The following is a 9307-nucleotide window of genomic DNA, read 5'->3' on the forward strand; positions in this document are numbered from 1 at the left end:
GCTTTAGAACATTATCTAAAAGAGTACACACTGTGATATAAATTGAAACGCCGTATACGCGAACCGTACGTACGGTGTTGTGAGAGGGGCGAAAATAAACTTATTTTCCCCCTACTCGATTATGCAACTAACGGGGCAGTTTAATTGAAGAAGGAAATTTAATATATTAAAAAGAATATACATATTTTGAGTAAATCCTCAAAAGGAAGTGATATTGGTTGAGTCATATTAATAAGTTTGATTTCATCAAGGCTTCTATTGAAGACATTGATAAGATAGTTAGTTTGCGGTTAGCACTTTTAAAAGAACTAGGTGAGTTAAAATCTCTTCAGGAGGAACATCTTATGGAGACATCAACAAGAGAGTATTTACAAAAAGCACTTTCAAAAAATGAATTTATATCCTATATTGCGGAATCGAATGGGGAAGCCATTAGTATCAGTGGAATGGTTTTATTTCAAAGACCACCATATTTGGAAAATCTTCATGGGGTTGAAGCCTACATTCTTAATATGTACACTATCCCTGAGTACCGTGGAAAAGGTTTGGCAAAACGAATGCTAAAAAAATGTATAGACGAGAGCAGAAATAGTGGTGTTAAACGAATTTGGTTGCACGCCTCTAAAGATGGAAAACATCTATAAAAAAAATGGGCTTTACGACGAAGGATAGTGAGATGGAGTTGTTTCTTTAATACGTTTTCTTGTTATCGATTAACTATAAGATTGCCTGCTGCTTCGGCGGCTTTTTTCCCACTTAAGGGGGCGGATAAATGAAGAAGAAATCTCAATAGAAATACAAGATCACATGGTAATATAGTTTATAGGCTGTTAAAAAAAGAATGGAATCAAAGATAAAAGTTCTCAATGAAAAAGGGATCTTCCAATCGAAGATCCCTTTAAATACTGCTATTTCACTTAAAGTCACCCAGTCATTTTTGGATCATTCCGTCCTCTTGAGTGATTTTTTCTACCTTATTATCGAAAGAGTATTCAAAAAAAATCCATAAATTCATCACCATATATGCTATGAATAATGGTCATCATTTCAATAAAATAAGGGGATTTTCCATACGTACGATTACAACATCTTTCTAATCTAGTCTATTATCTTTTAACTGTGGGCTTTACATCTTGCGGAATAGGGGAGACATAGCCTTTCCCTTGTAATCGTTCTTTTAGCTCTGCTTTTGCCTTGTCAATTAATTCTGGATTTTGGAGTACTTCTACTGCAGTTGCCGCAATAACCTTGCCAGCATGAAGCATACCTTTATGGGCAATAGATGTTGATCCGAGTGTAACCCACTGCCAGCTATGCAGAGTGGATCCAAGAACAAAACAAGCTGTTGTGCATTGAGCAGTAGGAACAATCCAACTAACATCCCCCACATCCGAGGAACCTGTTAATGGCGATTGACAGCCCTCAATGGGTTCCAACCAACTTGCCATAGCATCATCTTGACTATCATTAAACAGATTGATTGTACTATTCCTTTCTTGTTCGGTTAAGGTAGCACGGATCTCTTTTGCAAGCTGTTTTTCTTTATCATCGTGTTGTGGAATACCTAATTCTTGAAAATTCTTATACATAACGGAATCTAACACTGTGTTTTGGATAACATTAGAACAGGCTTTATCGAAAACGATTTCTACTTCAGTTCCTGTCATAAGGGCTGCTCCTCTAGCAATATTACAAACTCTTAAGTAAATATCTTGAACTTGTGAAACTTCTGGGGCTCGTAATAAATAAAGAACTTCTGCATCTTGTTGGACAACATTAGGCGATAATCCACCAGAATTCGTTATCGCATAATGAACTCTTGCGTCTTGGATAATATGTTCTCTTAAATAGTTCACGCCAACATTCATAAGTTCTACGGCATCTAAAGCACTCCGTCCCAAATGTGGTGATGCTGCTGCATGAGAGCTTTTTCCTTTAAACTTATAATACACTTGGAAATTGGAAAGTGAATCCATCGACATAATGCCGTTAACATCTAGTGGATGCCAACAAAATGCAAAATCAACGTCATCGAACAAACCTTCTCTGACCATGAAGGTTTTGCCTGATCCGCCTTCTTCTCCAGGACATCCATAATAACGAACTGTCCCATTTATATGATTCTCTTCCATATATTCCTTCACTGCAACAGCAGCAGCTAATGATCCCGTACCAAGTAAATTGTGACCACATCCATGGCCATTTTCACCTTGTACAATTGGCTCCTGTTTAGCTGTAGCTGTTTTTTGACTCATACCTGACAACGCATCAAATTCTCCCATGATTGCCACAACAGGTTTACCAGTTCCAAAGCTACCAATAAATGCTGTCTCTATGTTTCCAACACCTTTTTCAACAGAAAAGCCTTCGTTTTCTAACGTGCTGCAAAGCAATTCAGCAGATTGATATTCTTCAAAACGTGTTTCTGCAAAATTCCATATAGAGTCACTAACTTCAATGAATTTTTCTTTTTTTTGTTCAATAATTTCTGATAGTCTATTTACATGTGTCATTTTGCACTCTTTCCTTCCTATATATAATCGATTTAATATGAATGTATATTCGATTTAATATGAAATATTATTTTAAAAGTCGTCTTGCTATAAGATTCAAAAGTTCTACACTTCTTGGTAACACTTCTTCTTGAATATCAAATTTAGGATGGTGATGTGGTGCAGGAATATCGGTCCCAATAATCATATAGGTCCCTTTACCACCATTATCCTGTACTCTTCGAATCATAAAACTTGCATCCTCGCTTCCAGCAGAACCGGATTCCCTACATGCTTTGATTGTTGAAAAACCATTTACATTTCGGGCTTCTTCCATAGATAGATCGACAAGTTCTTGATCACAATGAATCGTAATTGCTTGTCCTATAATTTCAATCTCATATTCAAGTTCATGCATACCTGCACTATGAGCCACGATATTTCGAACACGTTTCTCCATTTCTGCATTTGTTTCTTCGGTTACAGAACGGGTTTCAATTATCATTTTTGCATGCGCTGGAATAATATTAGCGGCTGTTCCACCATTAAGAATACCTACATTTATGCGGGTAGAACCTGAACTAAATCTTGGAATAGCATGAATATTTAATAATGCAGTGGCAGCTCCTAATAATGCATTTTTTCCTTTTTCAGGAGAAGCACCTGCATGAGAAGATACCCCATGAAAATGAGCAGCCATTTTCGTACTTGCTAAAAAGCCAGAAGACCCACCATGAAATTCTCCTAGAGGGACATCTGTGCCAAGGTGCAGACAATATAAATAATCAACATCATCTAAAATTCCTTTTTGTACAATTGAATAGGCGCCGCGTACTCCTTCTTCAGCTGGTTGAAAAATAAGCTTAACCGTTCCTGCAAAGTTCTGGTCCGCTAATTTTTCCGCAAGCCCTAAGCCAATTACTGTATGGCCATCGTGTGCACACGCATGCATATTCCCTTCATATTTGGAACGAAAACCGTTTGTTTGTGGGAAGTGGTCAGAATCAGTACTTTCCGTAACAGGTAATGCATCCATATCAAACCGGAAAGCTACAGTTGGGCCATCTGTTTTTCCTTTTAATGTACCGATAACAGCAGTATATCCACCCTCCATTTCTTGGAGAATTTCTGGATTTGCACCATCTTGTAATGCTCTATTAAATGTTTCTTGTAATACTTCTGTAGGTGGAACTCCACGGCGAGAATCCCCATCTAAAGCATCTTTTCCAAATATCACGTTATATTTCAAAGAAGTTAGTACTTCTACTACCTTTGAAGCAGTTCGAAATTCGGTAAAGCCAACTTCTGGGTGTTGATGAAGATCACGTCTTAAAGAAATAATATCCAATTCTTTCACTCCTAAAGTTATTTGATGAAAATTTAATAATTTTCGACAAGTTTTGGCGTCTAGCCCAAGCAACCTAGCCCCTCGAGTCGCTGAAGGGGCTATTCAAGGCGCTTGCGATTTTTTAAATTACGGTAATTTCGGATAGACTCCGGGACCAATTGGGAGTCCGAGGAAATACCAAACCACTACCAATAGCGTCCAAATGATAAAGATGATAATCGGATATGGCAATATAAGAGAATAATATGTTCCTAGTTTTGCATCTTTTCTATACTCTTGTAAGAAACTTAAGAATAGTGGGACAAATGGAGATACAGGTGCTAATGGTAGAACAGATGAATCTGCAACCCTGAACAACATTTGGGCGAAGGCAGGATGATAGCCCAATACCATGAACATTGGGACAAAAACCGGCGCTAATATAGACCAAATGGCGGATCCACTAGCAATAAACATGGATAGAAGTCCAGATAAGAACATTAACCCAATAAGTACGGGTGCACCATCTATGTTTAGCTGTTCTAAGAGATCTGTGATGGATAATGCCAAAAATTTACCCATATTACTCCAGTTAAAGCAAGCGACAAATTGGGAAAGTGGAAAAACCATAATAATAAATCCGGCCATTCCTTTAATCGGGTCTACTAATAATTCTGGAATATCATTTTGTTTCTTAATTGCTCCTACTTTAACTCCATACGTAATAGAAACTGTAAAAAAGAAAAGTAAGATGATCGCGACAATACCAGACATGAATGGAGAGGGAAGAATAGCTCCAGTTTCTGGATTTCGTAATAGGGCTCCTTCCGGAACGACTAGAACGACCATAACAGCTATAAAAATCAATGCTGAAATACCTGTAGCCAGGAGTGCTTTGTTTTGTTGCTTCGTTAATTGTTCCAATTTTTTATGCTTACCGCTACCTTCATATTTTCCTAAGCGCGGCTCAACAAATTTATCTGTAATCAAGGCAATGACAACAGTAAGTACGAGAACTGAAGTAGCCATAAAGAACCAGTTATCGGTAACATTAACTGTCAAATTTGCTTTCATACCATTCGCTACTTCCGAACTAATTCCTGATAGCAAGACATCTGTTGTGACGATTAATAAATTGGCAGTGAAACCTGAACCAACCCCAGCAATAGCAGCGAGCAACCCAGCAACAGGGTGCCGTCCCACAGCAAGGAAAATTAAAGCTCCAAGGGGAGGCATAATAACAAGCGCAGCATCAGAAGAGACATGGCTAAAAAATGCAACGAATACAACTAAATAACTCGCGTATTTCCCTGAGACCTTTAACGACATTTTTCGAATCAAAACTTCTAACAAACCGACTTTTTCAGCAAGTCCTACGCCTAGCATTAGGGCTAAAATAGAACCTAGTGGTAAAAAGCCGGAAAAGTTTTTAATCATATTCGGCAGTATCCATTGAATGCCTTCACGGCTTAAGAGGTTTTGAACTTCTACTTTCTCTCCACTAATGGGATCCGATGCCGAAACATGGAAAACGGATAAGAGAGCGGTTACAACAAATAAAAAGGCAATCATATAAATAAATAAAATAAATGGATGGGGGATTTTGTTTCCTATTCGCTCTACTTGATTGAAAAATCCACCTTTTTTATGATTTTGCAGATTAGTTGTATCTTTCATTACTTTTTGTTCCATTACATTCTCCTCCTAAACCTTCTTCCATTTGTAGTTTGTGCTTTTTTTGTACCATTTAATTTATAAACTTTTTCTCTAAACCTTCCTTAAGCTAAAATTACCCAAAATGGTCTTTCATCCTTCGTGTACTTCATACATACCTTTCAAATTACTTGTTTTTCATTTAACGAATACTTAACGTTATTTTCGTTAAATGTATTATATAATTAAGAATAATCTATTTCAATAAAATTTTCAGAAAAAAAGGAATCTTTTTTTTTCTAGCTTTAGTAATACTTTCTAAACAAACAAAAGGTTTTGAATCTTTGGAATGTATAAGTTCTACCACTCTTGACCTAACGATAGAGAAGTAAACCATATTAAGTAGCACCGTTTATTTATGTCAAACGGCGCTTTACATGTTATTGATATTTGGATCTCATTATTATTCCCTGTTGGGGTTAATTGGTTATTTTGATATAATAAATCTAATAGTATGATGTAGGGGTGAAGTAAACTTGTATAAAATTGGTGTTGTAGGTCCACTTTCATCTTTAAAGAAAATTCGGGATGTTACTAATGAATTTGAGCATGAAATAGATTTCATTGATTTTCCATATGAAGATGCACGAGAGGTAACGGACATTATAAAAAATCACCAAAATTCAGTAAATGGTTGGTTTTTCTCTGGACCAGTTCCTTATAGAATTGCAAAAGAAATGTTAGATTCAGAGGCCAATTTTACGTATTGTCCTCCTGTAGGATCTAGTTTATATAGATGTTTTTTACAAATGTCTGCGGATCAAAAATATTTTTTCGATAAGATATCCATTGATATGATTCGATTAGAAGACTTTTTTTTGCAAGAGTCTCTACAAGAGCTAGGGATTTCCACCGAAAATATTTATATAAAAACATTTGATGAACAATATGATTTTCAAGACATTGTTCAATTTCATCTTCAGTTGTGGAGGGAAGGGGAGGTACAAGGTGTCCTTACCGTTTTACAATCTGTATATGAAGCCTTGAAGAAAGAAAATGTTTCTGTCTACAAAATAAATATGACAAAGATGGAAATTAGACAAGCGGTCAAGATCTTAATTGAAAAAGCAAAAAGTACTTATTTTAAGGATAGTCAGATAGGTGTAGAGATTATTGAAATTGATCAGTTTGATCAATTTGTTGACGAGGTTAATATTCGTTACCATCTGCAGCATTTGGAGCTTAAAATTAAACAAACATTACTGACATTTTGCGAAAAATTAGATGGTTCTCTCATCGAAAATGGAAACGGTCGCTATCAAATATTTAGTTCACGTAAGGCAATTGAACGTGAAATTGGTAGCTTGCACAGTACTGTTCAACAACTGTCCCTTGAGATGGATGTTTCTGTTGCAGTTGGAATTGGTTTTGGTGAGACGGCTGCATCGGCTGAAATCAATGCTCGTAAGGCGATTCGTCATTCGAAGAAGCAAGAAAGTTCCGGTATTGTTGTTATCCAGGAAGATGGTTTAATGATTGAATCTGTAGGTCAAGAGGAACAATTGGCATATACCTTCCGTTCTAATGATAAAGAACTGCTAGATAAATTAAATCAGGCTAACATAAGTGTAAAAACGTATAAAAAGATAGAAGCATTGATTGATCGTATGGGCTGGGACGGCTTCACTTCCTCAGACTTAGCTTCTCATTTATCTATGACCGTTCGAAATGCTCAGAGAATTATGAGTAGTTTAAGTGAAAGCGGTTTAGTGGAGTACAAAGGAGAAGAACTTCAATCGCCACGGGGAAGACCTCGTAAAATTTATATGTTAAAGAAGTAACACCTCGACATTCTTGATATACAATTTAATTTCCGAGGAAAGTTTTGAGGATTTCTCTTAATTAACTCTCCCTAGGTTAACGTCACATTGCCATCAAGTTAACAATTTATAATACCCTCAGAACAAAATTTTGGGCTTTCTTGTAACAAAGAAGCTCATTTTATCGTTTTGGGGGTGTCCTATTTTCTTAGCTTGATGGGCATGTGGTGGTACCTCAATAAGCATATAAAAGAATCCTCCAATTAAAAAGATCCTTCTAAACTGCAGCTTATAAGATCCTATTATATGAACTTTTGAATGTACGTTCGTTACATTCTAATTAGAGAAAAAATACCCTTGTTCAACTAAAGGGTCAGGATAGTGCAATAAAGAATTCAATTTATAAAGGAATTTTTACCATTTAAAAAGAATAGTTAATTATAGTAATAAACAGAGGGAGAGATGAAATGTTTCCAATATTAGAGACAGAAAGACTAATATTAAGAGAAATAACAAAAGAGGATGCAGAGGGTATTTTTGCTTGTTTTTCTAACGAAAATGTAACACGTTATTATGGACAAGAAACATTAGAGAGTATAGAAGAAGCAGTGAAATTCGTTGATTTCTTTTCAAATAACTACAATGAAAAAAGAGGCATACGCTGGGGGATTGAAAAAAAAGAGACCAAAGGTATAATTGGAACAATTGGCTTTAATGCTTGGTTACCTAAACATAAAAGAGCAGAAATAGGTTACGAAATCCATCCAGAGCAGTGGGGAAAAGGATATGCTTCAGAAGCAGTATCTAGAGTTCTTACATATGGTTTTGATGTTATGAATTTAACTCGTATAGGTGCTGTTGTATTTTTAAACAATGAAGCATCTAATAAGTTACTGACTAATATTGGTTTTCAAAAAGAGGGGGTTTTGAAGAAATATATGTATCAAAATGGTGTAGCACACGATACATATGTCTATTCATTTCTAAAAAATAATAAGTAAACGTGTTAAGCTAACGGTTTTAAAGGGCAGTGACGATCAGCTTTTTTCTTATGCGACAAACAGGGCAGGATTGTTGATTAAAGAGCTATTTTACTATGTTAAAAGTGTTAAAATAAACTATGTAGTGGTTGGTTAAATCAGCCTGTATAATCTCTAAAAGAAAGGAATAATATATAATGTTGACTTTCATTTTGGTTGTTCTGATGTTATTTTTAATCCCAGGTCCCGCTGTTTTTTTGACAATATCTCAAACTATTAAAGGTGGAAAAAAGAATGGAATTATCACAGGCTTGGGTATTGCTGTTGGTGACTTAATTCATACTCTTGCGGCAGTTGTTGGACTTTCCGCGATATTAATGACATCTACACTTGCTTTTGGAGTTGTTAAATATTTAGGTTCAGCATACTTAGTTTATTTAGGAATAAGAGCTTTGCTTGAAAAATCAAAAAAAATTGAAAAACCTATTACTAAGAAAGTGAATAATAACCTATCATTTCGTCAGGCTTTGTTAATTGAATTACTAAACCCTAAGACTTCATTATTTTTCTTAGCTTTCTTACCACAGTTTGTAAAAAGTGATGGTTCCCCAGTGACAATTCAGCTTTTAATGCTTGGGTTAACATTTGTACTGATGAGCATAATGTATACCACTCTCTTAGTTTTCCTAACAAGTACAATTGGCAACAAGTTATTAGTTAAATCTAACAGCAGTTCAAATTGGTTTGGGAAAGTCGTAGGTATAGTCTACATTGGTTTGGGAATAAAGTTAGCTCTTCAAACACACGAATAGATAAATATATTTTTATTCGTTAATCAACTAACAGGTGCAATCGTTCTTTAAAGAGCTGTGATGATTGAACTGCACCCCAATTGTTAGACAACATCTAATAATTGGAGGTGCAGTTTTTTTGACTAAATATACGATAGACGAAAAATCACATGCAGTTTTAGAGTACTTAGAAGGGAAAAAATCCTATAAATCCATTGCACAAGAAAGAAATGTAGGTTTATCC

The 9307-nt window shown here is 35.7% G+C and carries 7 protein-coding genes; 4 read left to right on the forward strand and 3 right to left on the reverse strand.

What is annotated here, in order from left to right:
• Positions 1-218 precede the first annotated feature (218 nt).
• Positions 219-644, forward strand: a complete 426-nt coding sequence (locus AC1DUW_RS15190) for a GNAT family N-acetyltransferase (protein WP_477642879.1) — start codon at positions 219-221, stop codon at positions 642-644.
• A gap of 462 nt (positions 645-1106) precedes the next feature.
• On the opposite strand, the gene AC1DUW_RS15195 is transcribed toward AC1DUW_RS15190, so the two are convergent.
• The 3 genes from AC1DUW_RS15195 to AC1DUW_RS15205 form a co-directional block, all read right to left on the reverse strand.
• The gene (locus tag AC1DUW_RS15195; protein ID WP_477642880.1) at positions 1107-2513 is read right to left on the reverse strand and encodes a M20 family metallopeptidase; all 1407 of its coding nucleotides are present in this window, start codon (positions 2511-2513) and stop codon (positions 1107-1109) included.
• Positions 2514-2580: 67 nt separating this feature from the next.
• Complete coding sequence (locus AC1DUW_RS15200; protein ID WP_252433713.1) at positions 2581-3840, reverse strand: amidohydrolase; 1260 nt, start codon at positions 3838-3840, stop codon at positions 2581-2583.
• Between the two features lie 126 nt (positions 3841-3966).
• Entirely contained in the window at positions 3967-5496 is a 1530-nt protein-coding gene (locus AC1DUW_RS15205) for an AbgT family transporter (protein WP_053347958.1), read from the reverse strand.
• A gap of 512 nt (positions 5497-6008) precedes the next feature.
• On the opposite strand from AC1DUW_RS15205, the gene AC1DUW_RS15210 reads away from it, so the two are divergent.
• The 3 genes from AC1DUW_RS15210 (at position 6009) to AC1DUW_RS15220 (ending at position 9084) form a co-directional block, all read left to right on the forward strand.
• Positions 6009-7313: a helix-turn-helix domain-containing protein gene (locus tag AC1DUW_RS15210; protein ID WP_379152257.1), complete on the forward strand. Its 1305-nt coding sequence runs from the start codon at positions 6009-6011 to the stop codon at positions 7311-7313.
• A gap of 446 nt (positions 7314-7759) precedes the next feature.
• Positions 7760-8293 (forward strand): GNAT family N-acetyltransferase, encoded by a 534-nt coding sequence (locus tag AC1DUW_RS15215; protein WP_053344643.1) that lies wholly within the window; start codon positions 7760-7762, stop codon positions 8291-8293.
• Between the two features lie 176 nt (positions 8294-8469).
• A complete protein-coding gene (locus tag AC1DUW_RS15220; protein ID WP_053344644.1) occupies positions 8470-9084 on the forward strand; it encodes a LysE family translocator in 615 nt (204 codons plus the stop codon).
• Positions 9085-9307: the final 223 nt, after the last annotated feature.

The sequence above is a fragment of the Peribacillus sp. P4_C12 genome, from assembly GCF_056402095.1.